Annotated in this window: 18 protein-coding genes; 6 read left to right on the top strand and 12 right to left on the bottom strand. The window is 58.4% G+C overall.

The window, feature by feature from the left end; all coding sequences use genetic code 11:
• Positions 1–92 precede the first annotated feature (92 nt).
• The 9 genes from RFM98_RS27170 to RFM98_RS27210 form a co-directional block, all read right to left on the bottom strand.
• Positions 93–1,340 (bottom strand): Wadjet anti-phage system protein JetD domain-containing protein, encoded by a 1,248-nt coding sequence (locus tag RFM98_RS27170; RefSeq protein ID WP_320223450.1) that lies wholly within the window; start codon positions 1,338–1,340, stop codon positions 93–95.
• Entirely contained in the window at positions 1,337–2,206 is an 870-nt protein-coding gene (locus RFM98_RS27175) for an SbcC/MukB-like Walker B domain-containing protein (protein WP_320311668.1), read from the bottom strand. The genes RFM98_RS27170 and RFM98_RS27175 overlap by 4 nt, the downstream gene beginning before the upstream one ends.
• On the bottom strand, positions 2,193–4,763 hold the full coding sequence (locus tag RFM98_RS27180) for an ATP-binding protein (protein WP_320311669.1): 2,571 nt from the start codon (positions 4,761–4,763) through the stop codon (positions 2,193–2,195). Before RFM98_RS27180 ends, RFM98_RS27175 begins: the two co-directional genes overlap by 14 nt.
• Positions 4,760–5,410, bottom strand: coding sequence for a DUF4194 domain-containing protein (locus RFM98_RS27185; protein ID WP_320223448.1), 651 nt, complete (start codon positions 5,408–5,410; stop codon positions 4,760–4,762). The genes RFM98_RS27180 and RFM98_RS27185 overlap by 4 nt, the downstream gene beginning before the upstream one ends.
• Positions 5,400–6,959, bottom strand: coding sequence for a Wadjet anti-phage system protein JetA family protein (locus RFM98_RS27190; protein WP_320228519.1), 1,560 nt, complete (start codon positions 6,957–6,959; stop codon positions 5,400–5,402). Before RFM98_RS27190 ends, RFM98_RS27185 begins: the two co-directional genes overlap by 11 nt.
• 712 nt (positions 6,960–7,671) lie before the next feature.
• A complete protein-coding gene (gene hxsA / locus RFM98_RS27195) occupies positions 7,672–8,226 on the bottom strand; it encodes a His-Xaa-Ser repeat protein HxsA (RefSeq protein WP_320223446.1) in 555 nt (184 codons plus the stop codon).
• Positions 8,223–9,332, bottom strand: a complete 1,110-nt coding sequence (gene hxsC, locus RFM98_RS27200; protein WP_320311670.1) for a His-Xaa-Ser system radical SAM maturase HxsC — start codon at positions 9,330–9,332, stop codon at positions 8,223–8,225. Before hxsC ends, hxsA begins: the two co-directional genes overlap by 4 nt.
• The gene (hxsB, locus tag RFM98_RS27205; protein WP_320223444.1) at positions 9,329–10,738 is read right to left on the bottom strand and encodes a His-Xaa-Ser system radical SAM maturase HxsB; all 1,410 of its coding nucleotides are present in this window, start codon (positions 10,736–10,738) and stop codon (positions 9,329–9,331) included. The genes hxsC and hxsB overlap by 4 nt, the downstream gene beginning before the upstream one ends.
• On the bottom strand, positions 10,735–11,010 hold the full coding sequence (locus tag RFM98_RS27210; RefSeq protein ID WP_320223443.1) for a hypothetical protein: 276 nt from the start codon (positions 11,008–11,010) through the stop codon (positions 10,735–10,737). The genes hxsB and RFM98_RS27210 overlap by 4 nt, the downstream gene beginning before the upstream one ends.
• A gap of 185 nt (positions 11,011–11,195) precedes the next feature.
• Between RFM98_RS27210 and RFM98_RS27215 the strand changes: the two genes are divergently transcribed.
• On the top strand, positions 11,196–11,708 hold the full coding sequence (locus RFM98_RS27215; protein ID WP_320223442.1) for a Ros/MucR family transcriptional regulator: 513 nt from the start codon (positions 11,196–11,198) through the stop codon (positions 11,706–11,708).
• A 283-nt stretch (positions 11,709–11,991) separates the two neighbouring features.
• Here RFM98_RS27215 and RFM98_RS27220 read toward each other — a convergent pair whose 3' ends face one another.
• Both RFM98_RS27220 and RFM98_RS27225 read right to left on the bottom strand, forming a co-directional pair.
• Positions 11,992–12,654 (bottom strand): hypothetical protein, encoded by a 663-nt coding sequence (locus tag RFM98_RS27220; protein ID WP_320311671.1) that lies wholly within the window; start codon positions 12,652–12,654, stop codon positions 11,992–11,994.
• A 215-nt stretch (positions 12,655–12,869) separates the two neighbouring features.
• Complete coding sequence (locus RFM98_RS27225; protein WP_320223440.1) at positions 12,870–13,595, bottom strand: hypothetical protein; 726 nt, start codon at positions 13,593–13,595, stop codon at positions 12,870–12,872.
• Between the two features lie 568 nt (positions 13,596–14,163).
• Between RFM98_RS27225 and RFM98_RS27230 the strand changes: the two genes are divergently transcribed.
• From RFM98_RS27230 to RFM98_RS27250, 5 genes are all read left to right on the top strand, one after another.
• Positions 14,164–15,894 (top strand): phospholipase D-like domain-containing protein, encoded by a 1,731-nt coding sequence (locus RFM98_RS27230; RefSeq protein ID WP_320311672.1) that lies wholly within the window; start codon positions 14,164–14,166, stop codon positions 15,892–15,894.
• A gap of 123 nt (positions 15,895–16,017) precedes the next feature.
• A complete protein-coding gene (locus RFM98_RS27235; RefSeq protein WP_320223438.1) occupies positions 16,018–16,272 on the top strand; it encodes a hypothetical protein in 255 nt (84 codons plus the stop codon).
• Positions 16,273–16,315: 43 nt separating this feature from the next.
• Entirely contained in the window at positions 16,316–16,612 is a 297-nt protein-coding gene (locus RFM98_RS27240; RefSeq protein WP_320311673.1) for a DUF2278 family protein, read from the top strand.
• A 4-nt stretch (positions 16,613–16,616) separates the two neighbouring features.
• On the top strand, positions 16,617–17,162 hold the full coding sequence (locus tag RFM98_RS27245) for a hypothetical protein (protein ID WP_320223436.1): 546 nt from the start codon (positions 16,617–16,619) through the stop codon (positions 17,160–17,162).
• Positions 17,159–18,259 (top strand): hypothetical protein, encoded by a 1,101-nt coding sequence (locus RFM98_RS27250; protein ID WP_320228512.1) that lies wholly within the window; start codon positions 17,159–17,161, stop codon positions 18,257–18,259. The genes RFM98_RS27245 and RFM98_RS27250 overlap by 4 nt, the downstream gene beginning before the upstream one ends.
• 60 nt (positions 18,260–18,319) lie before the next feature.
• On the opposite strand, the gene RFM98_RS27255 is transcribed toward RFM98_RS27250, so the two are convergent.
• Positions 18,320–19,468, bottom strand: a complete 1,149-nt coding sequence (locus RFM98_RS27255; protein ID WP_320223434.1) for a Fic family protein — start codon at positions 19,466–19,468, stop codon at positions 18,320–18,322.
• Positions 19,469–19,918: the final 450 nt, after the last annotated feature.

Genomic DNA, 19,918 nt, shown 5'->3' on the forward strand with positions numbered 1-19,918 from the left:
TGGCAACTTGACGTCTAAATTCGCTGTTATCGACGACTGCGGTAGTCAGCCGACTGCCGCCTACGACGGCATAAACCATGCATGATCCCCGTTCACTGCAAGGGATCCGGGCGGAGCATGGGCGCCTTCTGCTCCTTCGGAGCAAGAGTCTCCGTGATCGGGCTTCTGGGATCGAACTCCTCCTGCTCGTGCACAAGACCACTCGCGGTGAGGAAATCCGCCAAGGCGGCGACCGCGCTCGCGTGCCTGTCAGCGACAGGACCGGCCACGCCCGGTGCGGGTTTCCCGAAGCGCCGGAGCAGTTCAGTGTCCATCATATGGGGACGCAGCGGAATGTCGAAGCCGGCAAGATGTCTTTCGAGGTGCTGGAATATGCGGACACCTCCGGCGTCCATGTCTCCCCAGTGAAATGTCGGCACTTGCGCTTGGGCTGCCAGCCTTGTGATCGTCGCGAGCGCCGGTCGTGAAGGGAAGCCACCCGAATAGATGACGAGGGCCTGTTCGGACCGTGCGACCTCCCGGACGTGCCGAACGAATGAAGTGAAGTTCTCGATCGTCAGGACGTAGTCGGGCTTCGTCAGAAGACCTATCCCGCCGGCGCAGTCAGTGGGTATTCCGACATAGGGCATCGCCGGAAAAGACCGTCCGTCCAGCGATACGTCACCGTGCAGCAGGATTGGTTGCGGCAGGCGTCTGAGACCGGCGCTAGCAAGCAGCTCCTCCGGATTGAGGCGAGTCTGCTCGTCCATGCCCGCGAAGATCTTCGTCATCGCTGCTGCGACCTGCCGGACATTCTTCTCTAGCACCTTACTGTTGCCGACCGTGAGCCGCGAGAACGTCCGGAAGTCCTGATCCTCCTGCGGATCGCCCGACATGCGATCGCGTACTGCGATGGCGAGGCCTATCACGTCTGCAAGCGTTCGCCCTTCCCCCTTCCGGATTCCGATGTGGGACACGCCCCGCGACCAAGCTGCGACGACGTCGTCGATCAAGCTGGTGGCGCCGGCGGGCAGCCCCGGCTGCGACCGCAGTTCTGAAACAGCTTGGTACGCTAGTTCGCCAGCCGGTCGCCGTTCGACCTTTCGGTAGAGCACCCTAGCATCCCTTAGCCTTACACCGGTTACCCGACGCTCCGTCCTGGGGCCGGTTTGGATCAGCTCGATTCCGCCCGCTCGTTCCAGCACTGCGAGTTCCTCATCGAAGGTGTCTCGCAAGTCCATGTTGGCGAAGCCGTCATTGTCGATCGCGGCGATCAGGTTTCGCGCGGCGGGATTGCGTTCATGTCGCGCGAGCAGATTGTCGATAAGTGAAATGATAGTCGAAAACCCACGCCGGCTCATTCGGCAGCACTTGCCTTTAGACCGAGGCGTTCCGCGAGTTCGTCGTCCGTCGCGTGCTGCGGATTGGCAGCGCGCATCTCTTCGCGGGCGCGATCCTTGATTCGGATGGATTCGGCGAGGGAAACGTCGCCGCTGCGGAATACATCTATTATATAGTCGAGGTTCTCGTAGACGACCGCGCGTTTCTCGGTCGGCGCGGCAATGACGACCTGAAGGCCGATCGCGCGGTAGAAGTCGAGCAGCGTCCGCTGGTTGGGGCCATCCATCTTGCTAAAGGCCTCGTCGAACACGGCAAGTCCTATCCCGAGATCGCTCGGCGCGGTCGCCTGGCGGACGCCGTGGTAAGCGCTGGCGAGGGCTGCTCCGATCACGACGTAGAACGGCACCTGGCGTTCCGCACCGCTGGCCACGCCGCGTCGGCGATCGAAACTCGTCGTCCGTCCGGTGGTGACGTCCCGCATCCTGAGGTCATAGGTGAAATAGCTGCGGTAGTCCTGAAAGACCGTAAAGTCGAAGGACTCGTCAGCGAGGAGCTGTTCTATCTGCCTGAGCGCCCGCGCGTGCCGCTCGTCGCGAGGCTCGGCCCGGCCGAACAGAGCATCCAGCACGCGCTCGTCGGCCTCGCTGTCCTTAGCGAGATGATAAAGGTCGTCGAACTCCGGTTTAACGAGCTCCGCCAGGCGATAGATCTCGCCGTGAAGGGGGCGTGTACGGAGCGCTGCCGACACCTTCTCCATCTCCGAATGAAGTTGCCCGAAGCGGCTGTTCAGCTCATGAATGAAGGTTGTTTTGAAAAGACGTGAAACCCGATCCGCCGCCTCGTCCGCTTGCTCGCGGTACCGGATGAGCTCGTTATCTTCCAGCATCGCAATGCCGTCCGACACCCATGGTGCCGATGATCGGTACGTCCGCATAGCCCTGGAGCGCGTCGGGGAAGTCGATCGCATACCTCCCAAGAGATGTCCTGATCTCGTGACCGAGTTCCCGATACCCCTGCTTCGCTTCGTCCGCAGCCTTCTGCATGTCAGAAGCAATCCTGGCCGGATTTTTAGCCGGATGCGCTCTATATCGCTCGCGGAGCGATTGTATTTGTGCTGTGGAGGTCACGACACTGCGGAACTGCCGGCGGCGAAGGGCAAGACATAGATAAGAACCGACGCTTTGGTCGCCGGCGCCTAGCCTCGCCTTGACCTGCTCGATCTGCGTTTTGAGCGTCTCGCGGCTACCGATCAGTTCATCGCGATTTAAGTTGAGGCTCTTCAATAAGGCCTGCGACCGCGTTTCGGCGTCGAGTAGTTCGGGATCGACGTGGGCCGATATCCGATCCAGCCTGTGCCGCGCGTCGATGCGCCTGTCGGCAAGATCCCCCAGCGCGAATGCAAGCGCCTCCAACCTGTCCTTTTCGGCGACCAGCCTGCTGCAATCCTCGAGCCGCCGGATCGCATCCTCGAAGAAGCGCTTCTTCTCGAGATGAATCCTCAGAAGCTGCGAGCGCTGTTCGATCCGCTCTCGCAGCGTGGCCTCCATCAGCGGCGCCGCAGCCCGGCCAATCTTGAGGCCGTCCGGCCGGCGCATCTCGGTGATTAGGCCGTCGTAATAAGCTCCGTCAGCCATGATGGCGCGACCACCGGACAGAAGTTCGTCCTGGCTCTGCGCAAGCCGGACATTGCCTATCCTGAAGACAACGAACGCCATGGCCAGCCTGTCGTCACTGTGGATCATCGAGGCCAACGTGCCGCCTTCAGGAACGGTGGTCCTTGACTGGAGCTTGCGGGTGTTGGCTACGCGGCATCCCGGATAGGCGTCGCGTCCATGCCGCAGGATCTCGGTGGCAAGGTAGGCATGTTCCGGATCGACAATAATGGCTTCGCGGTCGCGGGTTAGCAGCGCCTCAAGCGCATTGCGCCACCGTTCGTCTACGACGTCGGCGACCTCACACAGTGTGCGCGGCGTCATGCCCTCGCGGCGCAGGGCCTCCATAAGTTTGGAGGTCGCTGCGCTAAGGGTGATCTGTCCCTGCCTGGCACTAGCAAGTTGTTTGCTATCCTCGGCTGCCTCGGCCTCAAGCTGCTTGACCCAGACGATGGCCTCATCTCGCTGATCGGTCGCCTTTTCCATCCGGGCGATCGCCGCTTCGGAGACCGCTTCCAGCAGATCGTCCATCTTCGCCGGATCGCGTGGCCAATCGGGCGGCGCGAGCCCGCGGCTGGCCTCCTCGACGCGCTCGAGCGCGCGGAACAATTCGCCCGGGTTTATGACGCTCAGCTTGTCGCGCAACTCCAGGAGTTGGATCGCGCGCGCCGCGCTGAGGTGTCGAGCCAGCAGACGTTCCATGATGCCGGCATGGTCCCGCTCCAGCCCCTTGATCTCCTGCTCGACGATGGCGCGCTGCCCCTGCGCGCCGGTCGCGGCAAGCTGTCGCCGGATGGATGCGAGCGCCTCGTTTTCGTGCTCTATCTCCTCCTCCACCCGCGCGAACTCCTCCGTGACTGCATGAAGTTCGTGCGACTTCGACCTTTGTTCACTGATATTCGCCAACAGCCGGGAGAATCCTTCGACCAGCATGGCGGTCTTCTCGATCGCGCGGCAGGTGAGCTCCTCGGCGAGAAGCCGGTCGAACTCCTCCACTTGAGCACGAATCGCGCGAAGCGCCTCCAGCCTTCTGTTGAGATCGGCGATCGTCTTCTGGATCTCGCGGTAGCGGCGGATGGAGTCGCGCAGCTCGGCAATGTCGATCGGCTTGGGTTCGAGTAGGTAGCGATGCACGAACTGCTCGACAGACGAGATGTCCGTGAAGGAGAGCGCGGCCACGAAAGTGCGGACGAACCGCTCGGGATCCGACGTGCGACGACCTGTGAACAGCGCACGCATGTATTCGCGGATGAACGTCTTAGCGTCGTCCAGCGTGAGGAGCTGACCACCCGCTTCGCCGCAGGCCTGGTCGAGCCGCCGGCGGACGACGGGCCACGCGGTCGGCCGGGACGCATCTTCGCTGGTATCCAGCAGCATCGAGCTATCGACGCCAATACCCTCGGCGACAAAGCGCCCCGCAACCTCCGTCTGCTGGCCGCGTGCGGCCTCGATGGACAGCCCGATACTCACCGGCTTCCGTCGCCTCTCCGGATCCTCGAAGACAAGCGCGATGTGGCTCCTCGCCTGGGGTCTGAGGAACGTATCTTCGTTGAGCTGGCCGAGGCAGTACCCTCCTAGCGTGCGGTCCGAGCGGCCGCCGCTCTCGCCCGCCGAACGGTTGAACCGGTATAGACGGGACGAACCGCCCGCCATGATCGCCTGTATCAGATCGATGATCGTGGACTTGCCGGATCGGTTCTGTCCGAGGATGGCCGCATCGCCGGCAAGATCGAGGTCGGCCTGCACCATCATGTGCCAGTTCACGAGGACGATACGCCGCAGTTCCATCATGCCTGGCCTCCCGCCGTGGCCTCATCGTCCGCATCGGGCCTCGAGGCGACCGGACGCGACAGGATCTGCTCGAGCGACGCAACGAAGTCGTCGCCGGCGACGCTCGTGACGAGCGCGCGAATGTCGAGATCCATATCCTGCGCGTCTACGTCGAACTCATCGAGGCGAACGATCGCCTTGCGTTCGAGCATCCGGAGCACGTCGCGGAACTCGTTCGGCGCAAGCGCCGCACGCCGGGTGCCGGCGACTATGCCCTGATAGGCCGCATACGCCTCGTTGAGGGTCGTGCGGACAGTTCCGTTGGTGTAGATTTCGCCGAGTTGGAGCGCCTCTTCCCATAGCCGTCGCATGACGAGTAGGGCGATCGTCTCATCGATGCGCATCCGCGGCAGCGACGTGCGCTCCGGATCGGGCAGGATCCCAGCCCAGCCTTCGGTCTCCCGATGGACGAGACGGTAGCCGGCGACGTCAAAGTAAGCCGAGACGAGTTTCGCGAGTTCCGGACGGTGCAGCGTTTCGAGCAGCGTCGCGGCCCCACGGTCCTCCACGTGGGCGAACTGGTTCCGCATCAGATGTGCGATGAGCTGCGTGACCCGCAGGAAGCCGCGGGGGTTCGAGCTTTCGAGGGCGTTGAACTCAAGCAGCATACCCGACCTCGAGGGTGATGCTGTCGTCGAGGCGCTTCACGTGAAAGCCGCCGCAATCCAGCCACTCGTTCGACACTGTCTCACCGCAGGCTACGAGTTCGAATCGGCCTTCGAGCGCCTTCGCGAGCCGCGAGTCCGCGTCGGCACCGAGGCCGCCGGCGACCATCAATCGGATGGCTTCGAAAGCCAGGAAATCATCGACGGTTTCGATCCTCATGGAGGCCGCTGTGGTCTCGCCAAAGGGCGGTACCCGTCGTTCGAGGAAACGGCTGACCTTTGCCGGCGAGACAGTCAGGCGATCCAAGTACTCCCGCTCAAGATGACGCCTAAACTCGCGTATCGGATCGGGCGGCGGAAGGGCCAGGTCGGCGTCGGCGATTTCCGGCCGGGCACCGCGCGGCTTCGCGAGAAGCTCGGGCGCGACAACGGTCATGCGAGGCTCAATCAATCCTCGCACCGTAAGATCGTCAACGCCCCGCGAAAGAGCGTCGTCGAGACTCTGGATCACGTGCTCGCTGCGCTGAAGGAAATTGGTCCGGCGCCCCGCATATCGGACCACGTTGCGCAGTCGCGTTTCGAGCCTGGACCGATGCTGCTGGATCGCCTCGAAGGATTCCTCGATCCGCTCGAACACGCGGCGGATTCGGAACAGGTCCTCTTGTACCAGGTCGCGCGCCGCTTGCCCATCGGGAACGAGCCGGGCTTCAAGATACGCGTCGGCAACCGCTGCCAAGTCAATCTCGGAATCTTCCAACTCGTCGAGGGAGGTGAGAATAGTTCGCCGATGTCGATATGGATGCGCCGTGGTCGAGATGGACGTGTAGTCGCGCAGGAGCACCCGCTCGACGAAGTCCTCGAAATAGTGCCGCAGCCGCTCGGCAAGCGTCTCTGAGGAAAGCACTTGCCGATCAACTTCCCGCAGGGCCGCGAGCACGCTTCTTAGGTACCGTCCGAAACGCGCCGAGTCTTGGGCGGCCTTGTTGAGGCCGAGAGCGTTCTCGGCCGGCTTCTCGCGCACCGCACGGATCGCGTTCCTCACCTCCACCACCAGGCCGCCGAGTTGCTCGGCCCCGCCATCCTTCAGGGAGCACAGGAATTCGGCGAGACGCATCGCGCCGGACGGCATTTCCACGGTTGTCTTGAGGCCATAGCTCGCCTCGTCCAGCCAGCCCGTCTGCAGCATCCGGTTGTAGATGTGCCGGGACCGGCTGATCGCGGTCCCGGTGGCCTGATCGTCTACACCTGCGACGCGTCGACGCCTGACTCGTCGGCCGGTCCGCGTGACGAGGCGGTCGAGATCGACGGCGGCTTCGTCCTCGGCCCAAAGGCCGGGCTCCCGCGTAATGCAGTTGTAAATCACGCCGACTACCTCCGCCTCCGTCGGGAATAGAAGGTCGGACCGGTAAAGGTCGTCGTAGACGGCGAGGATCGCACGCTCATAGAGCAGCCGGTTGCCGCCAGAGAACACCGTAAAGATGTCCGGGCCGAGTTGACCGAAAATTTGCGGACGCGAAGCATCCGACACTGAAGATACTACGGAACTTGCCAAGATTCCCCCCCAATGAGGAAATTGGCGGGGGCTGGTCTGAAGGTCAAGCGATTAAGGACGACGCCTGCCCTGTTAGGCACCGAAAGATAGCTCAACCGGCTTCGGACAACATATTTCTAAGCGGCTCCTTTACGTGAGCGCCCACCCAAGGCTTTTTATGGGGAGCTTTGGTTGCCCCTAACGTCACTGCCGGGATAAACTTCTCAGAGAGACTTGACTGCCAGCCGCTCGTTTGGTTTGCGCCAGAAGTCTCGCAACGACCTTAACAGCTCTTTGCGCCAAACCTCCTTCAAGATTTCTTGATCTGGCGAGGGTTTATTCGCTCGCGTCTAAGAAATCATATCCAAAATTTCAGGTATTTTTAAAAAGATCGACTGTTTGGATCACGTTCGATATCAGAGAGAACGTCCCCGCTAGCAGAGCCATCAGTTCTAATGATAATTCATACATCCATACAAGCTAACAGATTGCCCGAAATGACGCAACAATTAGCGGCGATCGCTGCTTCGGCCGCCCTCCTACTAAACGAAATTCAAAAATAGCTCAGTTGCGACGGCCGCTTTGCGCCTGACTATGGTCGTTTGCTGTCTGCGTGGCCGATCCCGAATGCGGTCGTTCGTTCCCCCGGGAGAGCTTCTACTCCTGCCACGACCGTGAGGGCAAATGCCCGGGTTATTCAAGTTGTCGGCAATTTCCTTGGCCGGCTGAGCGCTCAACGCGCCTCGATCCTCAGTGCGGTCAGCGTTTCGGGGGTAATGGTGCCGGTTACCTTTAGCCCGTAGTCTGTCTGCATACGCTGAAGCCCTGCCCTCAGTTCGGGATTCATCTCGCCGTCTATCTCCCCACTGTAGTAGCCGAACGCGAGCAAAGCGAACTCGACTTGTTGCACAATTTCCTTGAATCGGTAAGCGTTGCCTGGAAGCGTCTTAAGCGGTGTGGGCGCAGGCGCGACAGCGGGCGCCTGGTAGGTCGGTGCCGGCGCCGCTGGCGCACTGTAGAGCGGGGCGGGATCGCTGGGTGCCGGCGGGATGTAGGTGTAACCGCCCGTCGACGACCGATGGCTCGAATGCGAGACGTGACTGCTGTGCGAGCTGTGGCTGCTATGTCCGGCCAAGGTGTATATGTGGTCAAGCTTGAAGATATCGAACAGCGATCTTCTCTTGCCGAGGTCGCCATCCAATGTTGGCTTGATTAGATAAGCCTGTGCATTGACCGGCAGGAACCCCGCCGCGAGCAGAGATGGAATCGCGAAAAGCCGCTTCTTCATTGGAGAGCTCCGAACTTGCTGAATCCGTGATTGCGCGGATGCCACTCGAAAAATCCGCCGCACTGCGGCTTCAAAGCGCATCCGTAGCATTCTTCCCGATACGCACGTTTCCAGTCGGAGATCGTGGCGGGTGCCAGATGGTGGTATGGTTCCGGTACGGTGCAAAGCGGGAAATTATAAAGCCGGGCGTTGATGCCGCGGGTTCTGACGAAATCGATGGATTGTCCGACTACGTCGAAGCCCTCTGAACTGTCGTAGAACAGGATTTTCCAATTCATGCGGCCAAAGCCGATGTTCTCCATCTGCATGAGTGCCCATATCCGAATGAACGGAAGAGCAGTCGCAATAAATCTTGCCAGCTGAGGCAGCCCATAAGCATTCGGGCGCATCAAAACGGTGCGAAGTTCGATCGACGCACCGAGGCCGCATAGGAGAGCGAGGTTCTCCATGAGCTGCGTGTGCGCGCCTGTCTTGCCAACGATCTCGTCGTGTACGGCCGGGTCGCTCGAATACAGGGGAATCCCCCAAAGCACCCTACCCTGATCGATACGGTTCATCGGCCCCCAATCATCCTGATCGAAATGCTGGCCGTTCGTCAGCACATGGAAAGAAAGATCCGGGCGTGCCTCAAGCAGCTTCTCCAGAAACCCGAAGAGTTGGGCCTTGAAAAGCGTTGGCTCCCCGCCGGAAATGCCGATCGTTGCGCCTTCCGGAGCAAGCAACGCCGCAGCCTCGAAATATGGGAACAGGTCCACATGGTGCTGCTTAGGGGGCTGCGAGCACATCAGGCAAACCTGGTCACATCGCTCGGTCACCAGAAAGGTGTTGTGCTGCGAGGAGCTGCGGATGAGGCGATCCGCGGTTCCGCGCCTGGGATTAACCAACAACACGTCCCCGTCTATCTTGGAAGGATCAATCCCCAGGACTCGGATCGAGCCGCCCTCGCCTACGTAGTCAGCTCCTTCCGAGCTGACGCGCTCCAAGGTCACGTCGAAGGGGTTCAATTGCTCAGCCCTTTGCTGCCAGGCCCCCGCTTCAAACGAGCGCATACGCACGACAAAGGGCCGATCAGCGTTTGCCTCGACCTTGATGCGCAGTGGAATCATGAATGCACCGGGGCCATGCTGTCGTCCCACGTATTCACGCCGAGCCACGCGGCTACCGAGGCACGGGCCGGCGCGTCCTTGCGGTAGAGCACCTCGAACACTTTGTCGAAGAGTGACAAATGCCGGCCGCAGAACCACGTGTCGGGCCTGGGAAGGTCGATCCGGCCGTAGCGGGAAATGTCATCGATGACGTCGGTGCCGCAGAACGGCTGATAGGCGCAATGGATGCAATCCGGATCGAAGTGATTGAATGCTCCGGAATCGAGAAGGTTGACCGTTGCCCGGTCGATCCCCGTCCTGACGTCGCCAATGCTTAGATCTATGCGGCCGATCCTGGACAGCATCCGGGCTTCGTCTGTCGGATAGAAGCGGCCGTCATGATCTATGACTATATAGTCGGAGGCGAAGAAGTTGGGGTTGCGTATGTCCACGTGATTGTCGGCATCCAAGCGGAGCACACGCTTCAGGCACTGGCTGAAATAGTGCTCCTCCATGAAGCGGCCGGTCCGGTGATTGCGAGCGATCAACAGGTCGATGAATTCGGAATGGAGACGATTCCAGCGCGTCAGCACGTTGTTGCCCTGATCGAGCTTCCGGGCAAATCCCTGGTGGTTTATCGGGCGCAGGTAGACGGATCGAATTCCGTATCGCTCATAGTTGTCGAGAAGTCCTTCAAGGTCGGGCGGGTTGGCAATGTCGACCGTCGGCAGCGTCGAAATCTTCCCCTCGGGATAGCGAGAAACAGCTGTCTCGAGGTTTCGGAAAAAAGTGTCAGTAACCTTGTTGTCGTGGGTGCGCTGACGCTCATGTGTCATCCGATCTCCATCCAGCGAGGTGCTGATGAGGGTGTCTTCGGCGTCCAGGAAAGCCCATGCGCGTGCGTCCAACGTTTGCAGGTTCGTGCAGACGATGAACTGCGGTCGCGCAAATTTTTCGCGGCAAAAGTTCCGAACAGCTTCAAGCAAGTCGATCCGCAGCAAGGGCTCGCCACCCTGAAATTCGATCTTGATGTCCGGGCCTTGCAAGCCGTCGACGAAGGAAAGGACGCCTTCGAGGGTTTCGTGTGACCAGTCGAAGCCACGGGCATTCTCAGGCGCGCGCGAGACTTGGCAGTAGCCGCAGGTGAGATTGCACCTGAGCGTCGGAACCAGAATGACGTAGTTCATTTCTTGCGGTTTGGACTGCCGCCGCGCCCACCTGTAGGCGAACGATGTCCAGTGAACATCCAGCTCTCGGTCGAAGCCATGACCTCCTTCTTTGAGGAACGCCAGATCGGCGGCAGACAGCTCGTCGGCGGCATACCGGTCCAGAAAGCCGTGATCGGCTTTGAAGAAACCGCCAGCGTCGTCGCAAAAGAGCATCGAACCGTCCGACGTCTCGCGAAACTTCAGCGGCCAGAAGTTCATCGGCCAGTTACCGCCCTGAACAGCGCCTGACGCATCGACAGAGTTTCCGCATAGATTTTCTCGCGGTAGAGGGTATGGAGAACAGCCCTGCGAAGCTGATCCTCGGCAAGACTGCCCGACGAACCTATGGATATCGCACCGTCAATCGTTGCGAGACGGCAGGTAGGATAGAGAGATTGGAGCCGAAGCATCGCCGAATCGACGTATTTGTCGAACTGTCGTGGAACCTGCACCACGACTTCGAATTGAGCAGCGTTCGGTAATTTTGTCATAGCCCACCCCCAGCGCGATAATGCGCGGTGAGGTCCGAACAATCAATGAGATATTTGGCTTGGCATTAATGGAATCCACGACGTTCAGAGGATTTCGTCATTGAGAAAGCGATCTCGACAATGTACCTGCACAAACTGCACAAATGGGGGTGTGCTGTAACTGATGGACCTCAAAGGGAAGCACCATGACCGAATCCGCTGAGCAGCAAGACAACAGCGATCTGATAGCACTCGCCGCCGACATAGTTTCCGCATACGTGTCTAACAATCCGGTACCGGTGCCGGAACTCCCGAAGCTGATCGGGGATATTTACGCTGCCTTACAGTGGGTTGGTACGTCTGAGACGGAGACCGCCACTAAGCAGGAGCCGGCGATTTCGATAAAGAGATCGGTGACACCGGATTATATCGTCTGCCTTGAGGACGGAAAGAAATTCAAGTCGCTGCGGCGCCATCTGAATGTCCACTACAATTTCACGCCGGATGACTATAGGCAGAAATGGAAATTACCTGCCGATTATCCAATGGTGGCACCCAACTACGCTGCCGCCCGCTCTGCACTGGCGAAAGCAGCCGGTCTTGGCCGAAAGCCGTCAGAGCCGATCGCAGAGCCCAAGCAGAAGCGGGCAACTCGTACCGCCGCCGCGACAACCAAGTCAGCGGTAGCAAAGTCGCGAGCAAAAAAATCGCGAACGTAGCGGTTGCCCTCTGATCGAGACTAATGTCGAGCTTCTCTGCGGCCGCGTCGCCGAGCACCCGGCTGCAGGGTGCGCTTGCCTCGTTTTTGTGGCCAGCTATCTGGCTGTATCTAATATAACGGGCAGCGCACAAATGGCGACGCCTGGAGTAGCCGTGGATGCAGCCGGGCGTTCTCGCCCGTGGCGACGCTGTAAACTCATCGCCGCCCGGCTGGCGCGCGCCCAGACGACCCTGAGCGCTGCGCAGTTCGCTTTTCCATGGATGAACAGCGCCCAGCCGCGGCTATTCTTGTCCGCAGATTGGATCCGATTTCTGCTTGTAGACGGGATTCCAGTGCAGATTGATAGTGCAATGGTAGTTATATTCAGCATGGTCCCTTAACAAGCCGGTTCGTCTCCTTTCCTCTGACGACTTAATATCGGTGACGTCATGTGGTTTGTCGCCCAGGCTGCGACTGTTGAGAACAGCGTTGATAAAATCGGTGCAATACGCCTCGGGATTATAACCGCCTCCGCGCCAGCCGGTGGCCCCAGTCAGTTTTGCTTCATCTTCCCAGTGATCAAGCCCAAAAGCCTGATTCGAACGTACCTTCCAGTGCGGCGCCTTGGTGCAGACTTGATTGATGGCGAGTGTTGCCATCTGCGTCCCGCATTGACGTACGTTGATGAGCTCGCCAGCCAACTGTTCCTGAAGGACGTTTTCGAAGTCGTTCGTTTGAATATCGACTCCCACATCCCCGCCGAGTTGCCCAAGTGCCTTTGCGATCAGTCCCTTGGCGGCAGCTGTCAAATCGCCTTTGCCCGTGATCAGGGTGGACTTTCCCGTTTGCTTGACTTCACCGCAAATGCGCTCTGCAAAATCACCCGCCTCCGCAAGGCATTGTGCTTCGGCCAAACAAGGACAAGTGATCGCTATAAATGTAGCCAATACCGTTAGCCGGTTCATCGCCCAACCCCTCCACCGGAGTTGAATATCCCGAATGCCTATTACTGTATCATGACACTTCAAGCTATGAACCGCAGCCGCGCTTTCGATGCAAATAGTCCCCACGGCAGCTTCGATGCCTTCTGCGCGTTTGAAACCCCAGAACCCAGCCGTGGAAGGCTTACAGGCAAGAGTGTCGGCTAGCATCAGGATTGCCCTGAGCGGCGGCCGGAATCTCAGTTATTTGGTGCGAGCCACCTGTTAAGCTCGGCCGGGGCGAATACCGACCAAAAATCTTCTTCAGACACACATGCGTCCCCGAGGACAAGTTCGCCGTCGGGGCCGAGAACCAAAGGAGGGTATGTCATCCGGTTCATGATCAAAGCGATCTCTTCACGAGCCAAGCGCGGAACAAGCGAGTCAATGCGATGGAAATCATAGATGGGAAGGATGGATCGGGGCTCCCCGATCAAAATGCCAATCCTCAGGCCGATTTCTCCAATAATTCGCTGTTGGTTGCGGTATACTGATTGTGTGTCATGGCAAAGCAAAGCTACTTTGCGCCCTGCTCGACTTGCAGCGTTGGCTGCCCAGCGTGCGAGCTCTGCTCCGCCCGTAAGATCAAAGATCCGGTCTTCGATGCACAGCAGCTTCGCTGACGTGCACAACAGAACCGACCTTAGGCTCTGGTTCAGAAATATCGTTGGGCTTGCAGGTTTTGAGCTCAACGCACCGCTTTTTCTATACGTACTTTGCGTGTCCTTTCGCTCCACAGCCGAGCGGCGCACGAGCAAAGCTTGCGCGCCGGTTTGGCAGTCAGGCCAATCATCCGCGCCGCACGTCGCTGGTTCCCATAGGAATGCGCATCTGCGGCCGAGAAGCTGAAGACCGCGGCCGAACAGCGCCACGGGGTCGCGATCGTCGCGCGGGTTGGGCTCACCTTCAACGTGCACAAAGATCACATCGAAATGCGCTGCCTGCGTTCGAGCTCCGATCGGCGGATTGCTTGAGGTGACAACCCTTATCTAGCTGGTTGGTGGCGAGACCATCGCTCTTTGCTGCCTCTCGGTTGCTCCGAGCTCGCGTGGATCGGCTGAATTCGTCCCGACAACGTCTACCCCGAACCCAAAGTCCCGAGCAAGATGACAGCTGTCGGCATTGAGCCGGCTCATCATTCCTTTACTGTTCGGCTCACCCAACTGAGCAGTTTGTCCAGCAATTATAAGTTGAATGCAATCGAATAGTTATTATGTACATTGACTCAATGTAAGCTCAATAATACGGTTCCATCGCTTTGGTACGAACGTAGCAAGAGCTGCTTCGATTTCACCTCGCTCGAATAGAGTTGTGTAGCATAATGCTTTATTTGGAGGGAGCACTTGCTGAAGTCAGGCGGACGGCTTGGTTTCCCAATAAGCATGCGCAATTATAGTTAGCCGACTTGAAAATTACCGCCGACCAAACAGTTTGCTGCGTTGTCATAATGTCGTGAATGTTTGCCAGGCAAAATCATCAGCGGGGAGAGGGGCAATGAGCATAGAGCTGATCGTTCATCCTGGTGTCGACAGCGCGCTGTTGGCGTGGCGCAGCCCGTTCATCGATCAGTGCAGAGGCTTTGCGCTGCGCCGGAAAATCAAACGTGCGCCTGGAAGCGCTCATAGTCCAAACACGATAGCGCCCGCTGACTCCGACGGTTTCGTTGAGGAAATCGTAGCAAGCTGGGTCGGATTTGCCGGAGGACCTGACGTTCCCGAAGGAACGCGCAAACCCACAACGGAGTGGCCAATTCAGAAGTATCTTTGGGCCGATTTTGCTGTGAACCCAGGCGACGTCGTTGGCTATCGTGTGTCAGCAATGATCAGACAGGCTGACAAGTTACAGGAATCCAAGGAATTTGTTTCCGCCTGGAGTGAGAATGCAGAGATCGGCGCCGAAACCGACGGGCGCGCAAGCTGCTTCTTCAACCGCGGCATCGTTGCCAGCCAATGGCTCGCCCGGGCCTTGCCTGAGCAAGCACCGACGACGAAGCTAAAGAAGGCAATTGCGGATCCCCACGACCAGATTCGCCGCTTCCTGGCCGGGCCGATCCGCGACAAGCTTGTATCGCTGCTTCAGTCCGCCAAAGCAGGCAAAGCGCACGTCTACGCCGCCCTCTTCGAACTTGACGACCCGGAGCTCATCCCCCTCCTTCAGGACCTCAAAAAGCGGGCCCACATCGTGCTCGGCAACGGAAGCGTGAAGAAAAAAGGCGAGGATGAAAACGAAGCGGCGCGATCGGCTCTGTCGGGTTGCGACGTCAGAAACCGCATGAGCGCTCCCCGTGCGCTCGCGCACAATAAGTTCCTGGTCATCTGCGATGCCGACAAGACGCCTCAGTCAGTGTGGACCGGCAGCACGAACTGGACCATGACCGGCCTTTGCACGCAGGCAAACAATGCCCTGCTGATCGAAAATCCAGCGGTCGCCCAATTCTATTTCGACCAATGGAAAGTAGTCGCCGGAGATGGCGATGAGTCGCCCACTTCGCTCTACGAGAGCAATTCAAAGCCGCGAACAACGCCGAAGTCGAAGGGAGCCACCGTCTGGTTCACACCAATGCACGACGGATCCGATCTTGAACAGGGCGGAGAGCTGATCAAGTCAGCCCGGCAAGGTATCCTTTTTGCGATGTTCAACCCTGGCCCGAGAGGCACCCTCCTCAACGACATCATTGAGCTTGCCTCTCCTTCGAGCCCGTCGTTCAAACCGGACCTCTACATTCAGGGAGTGCTTAATCAGAATCCGGGCACAGCCAAGAACCCCGTCGTGCTGTTCAATCGCGGCGAGCGGATCGATGCAAATTCCGATGTAGTGCTGCCCGCCGAGATACCCGGTCGCTTTGCCTACTGGGCGAAAGAGACCCTGAAGCTCCCGACAGCCCATGCCATGGTGCACAGTAAGGTGATCGTGATCGATCCCTACGGCGACAACTCGGTCGTGATTACCGGCTCCCACAACCTTGGGCCAAAGGCAAGCGGCGTGAACGACGAAAACATGGTGATCGTCACGGGTAACAGCGCCTTGGCAAGTCAGTATGCCGGCAAGATCATGGAGATCTACGCCCAATACCGTTGGCGGCAGTCTGTACAGCAGCAGAACGGCAAGCCGAAATGGACTGGCCTTGCCGATAACGGCGACTGGCAAATCAAGTCACCGGCAGGACCGTACGACCAGCGGCGCATCCGGGAACTCGACTTCTGGTTTGGGGCTCCACCAACCTAGCTTGAGCCCTTGGCACCATTTCGCCTGAAGGCGACCTGCAGCCTGCAAATGGCCCCCTAGCGGCCTAGTAGCCCGAAGTGAGGCCACCTTGGCGCCGCATTCAAAAGAAAGAGCATCCGTCCCATGTCCCTCAGCTACGGTTTCGTGAAAGCAAAAATCAACGGCGCGCCGGTTCTCAAGGCAAAGCCCCTCGGTCACGAAACTCAGTATCATTTGCATGTGCCCCTGGATGTTGCCGGGGCGGCGTGGGACGTTGCGATAGTCCAGGCGCTCCAGGCGACGCAAGCGGGCCGGTGTGATTTAATCGACAAGAACGCGCTTCCGGCGCTGGACTTCACACGGTCCGACGTTCTGGCGGAAACCGGCCGTGGCGCCTGAGCGATCCGATGGACGGGAGCCTGCATCCCGAGCCGGTAGCATCGTGAGCCGCCTCTTGCAGCAAGCAGGTCAAGCTGCGTGGGATGTCTATGTGTTCGGGCGGTTCTACTCAGAGGGCGCCGGCATCCACGACACCAATATGAACCAGGGATCGACGGGAAAGCAGTTCGCCTACCGCGAAGGGACGACCACAACGACCAATGACACCTGGCAAGATGGCGCTGTCTTTTTCGCAAGTTCGGACGACCGGTGGGCTGCCTACTTCGCCGCCTTTGAACATCAATTGGTGCCGACCGACCTGCTCGGAAATCCGACTCCGGAACGCAAACCTGTGGGGTAGAAGCATGGTTGACAAACTGATCATGATCATCCGGCATGCGGAAAAGCCCCTTCCTGGCAACCCGGCACTCGGCGTCGACGAATTCGGCCAGGAGGATGACAAGTCGCTGACGGTTCGTGGCTGGCAACGTGCCGGCGCGCTGGCCAGCCTGTTCTTTTCTCCGCCGGCATCACTACGGGTTCCGAAGGCGATCGTGGCCTCTGGCGTTATCAAAAAGGATGGGACAGGCAGTCGAAGCCGGCGGCCGCTTCAGACGGTCACGCCGCTTGCGCAACGCCTGTTAATCGAGCCGGATACACGCAACTCAAAGGGGCAGGAGAGCGAGGCAGCTGAGGATATCATCAAGCAGTCTGCCCCCGTTCTTGTCTGCTGGCAGCACGAATCGATACCTGCCCTAGCGCGCTCGATCGTCGGGTACGCTCAAATCACACCGGATGGCTGGGATGACGAAGACTACTCCAGCATATGGTTGCTCAGTCTGTCGGACGAGAGCCAGAAGTGGTCCTTTGAAGCGGCCCAAGAGTTTCTTCTTCCGGGAGATCATCCATGACGAAGGAAGCTCACCCAAAGCCGGCGGAGCCAGATTCCGCAGGCACGAAAAGCTGTCCCAAGTGCGGCAGCACAATTCCCCAGCTTGCCGTGGTTTGTCCTGTCTGCAGATCCGACATCGGCGAGAAGACGGCCGGAGAAATACGCCGGGATCGACTTCTAAAGGTCGCCGCGTTTTTGAAAGACTGGATCAGTTTCCCAGCTGCAGCCTTCACGGCAATCGCGGCTTTCATACTGGCCGCTGAAACCAATGTTTTGCAGATACTTAGGCTGGATACAGCCAGCGTAACCATGCAATTTTTGCGACAGGATTTGATCAACGTGGGGGCTGACGACACGTCGGCATCGCGCCAAGGCGACGAGATCTTCGTTCATGTGCCGTTTCTGCGTTCCGTTCTTGTGAACGAAGGAGCATCCGTCGCCACCGTGCGACCTGAGTTTATGTGCTCCCAGATGGACAGCAATTCCAAGACAATTACCGGACATTTCTATTTCATAGACATCCAGACTCAGAAGAAGGTTCTGGACGACATTGAGGTCGATCCGAAGAAGCCTTCGTTTGTAAACGTGGCGCTGCGGGATATGGGGTCGAAGGATGACGGTTACGGCGCCACGAAAGAGCCAAATACTTGCATGCTGAATTACTCAGACAAGTACGGAGCCAAGATCGCAACGATAGCGTACACTGCTGGCGACACCTCTCCGATGGAGATAGGCGGGGTCGACGACACTAGAGTGGCCAGAAGGGATATGTACTGTGCCGGCATGGCGAAAGGTTTGAGCCTGGGAGGAGAGCCCATAGACTGCCTCAGCGACAGAAACCTGATCGCAATCGAACCGGTCTACCTGTGGGAGCATGCACTGGAACGTGCTCTTAAGCAGTCGGGTGAGTTCCGGCAGTTTACGCAAGGAACTGCGACGCGCATTCCTGGGCTCATTCTACAGGACTGCGCTGAGGGAAGTTGCGAGCAGAATGTCCAGGAGATGACGAATGCGCTCCGTCATTTCACGCCGAATGTGACGGTTTGGCTGTGCCCACCAGCAAAGACGGAATTGAGCAAATGTACGAAAACCGAATTTCCCGTTGCTGCGCCCTAACGAGATGCGCGTAGCGAAGCGTGCGAATTTCATCGGGTCAACTGGAGGCTGACCATTAACCTAAAGGTTGGAAAAAAGGTTGATGTACGGCGCATAGAAGTAGCGCCTGTTACGGGCCTGCCCAGTGATCTCCACTAGCATGCCGGCCTCAACAAATTTGTCAATTAAAGCGCTTGCATTTGGAAAACTGATTCCGAGCACGTCGCGAACGTTATTTATGCTAACAGTCGGGCGACGGTATAAGTGCTCCAAGACCTTGTTCGCTTTGCCAGCAGAATTTCCGAATTGATCAGATATTATTGACCTATGGCCCTCTCGGAGGCTTACTATTTCGCGGGCCGTTTCCGTAGCCTGTTCTGCGACGTCCCCCACACCTTTCAGAAAGAATTTTATCCACCCCTCCCAATCTCCTTCAACGCGCGTCTTTTGGAGGCGATCATAATACTCCTGCCGATTCTGCTTGAAGTAGTGGGAAAGGTAGAGGACCGGCCGCATCAATAGCCGTCGTTCGAAAAGGAAAAACGCTATGAGCAATCGGCCGACCCTTCCATTCCCGTCGAGAAATGGATGTATCGTTTCAAATTGGGCGTGGCTTAAACCGATTTTGATGAGCGGCGGAATGTGATCTTCAGCGTGAAGGAATTTCTCGAGGTCGCTTAACGCCTCAGCAGCAACCTCATGGGGCGGCGGAATGAAACTAGCAGAATTCAAATTGCTTCCGCCGGGTCCGATCCAGTTCTGGCTTTGCCGAAGCTCCCCTGGCTGGAGCTTGTGACCGCGGACCCCATGCAAGAGCTTCTCGTGGATTTCCTTAATCAAGCGAACCGACAAAGGCAGTTCGTCAAGGCGAGCAATGCCATGGTTCATCGCGGAAAGGTAGTTGACTACTTCGTCAACATCCTTTGGCATCTGTTGGTCATAAATGTCGGCTTCGGCCTTCAGGAGATCATTGATAGAAGCTTGGGTGCCTTCTATCTGACTGGATAGGACCGCCTCCTTTCTGACGTACATCATCACGAACAGATCAGGGTTCGGAAGCGTTTGTATGGAGCCGTCCAGTCGGCCCAAAGCTCGATCGGCCCTGGAGAGGAGATTCTGAAGCTCGGCGTCGATGGTGAGTTGGGGATTGGGCGGCAACGGAGAAGGTATGAAAGCTCGGTAGCCTGGGGGCTGTCTCACATACCGTCCGCTTCTTCCCTCCGCAGCCATCCCGGCGCTCCTTATTAATGATAAACGTTAACAAGGAGCATAATATGCATCTTGCCAACGTCAACCGTTAATATGAGCTGCAAAATTTCCACTTACTAATGCCCGCCAACAATGTGAGGCTGGTTGCGCGACCTTGTTATCGCGTGGGGATGATACCGCGGCTGCCAATTTCCATATTAACGTCTAACGAGAGCAGGACGTGAAAGCGGAGGCTCCAAAGCCGCCAAATTGTCATTGGAGCCGCCTCCGAAATGTTGTCTGGAGCTTCGCGCAACTGGAGACTTTTCGGCTCTAGAAATCCTGACGCCCGTCCGCGCCCGGTTCCGGCTCGCTCCTTGTCGTCTGTCCGCTTGAGGTCTGGCCACAGTGGTCGAGGCGGGCGGTTGTTTGTGACAGTCTTATGACGCACGATGGGGTGGGTCGCCTCGATTGCCGTGAGCGACGCCGAGA

This window comes from Mesorhizobium australafricanum (assembly GCF_033977265.1).
Taxonomy (GTDB): domain Bacteria; phylum Pseudomonadota; class Alphaproteobacteria; order Rhizobiales; family Rhizobiaceae; genus Mesorhizobium; species Mesorhizobium australafricanum.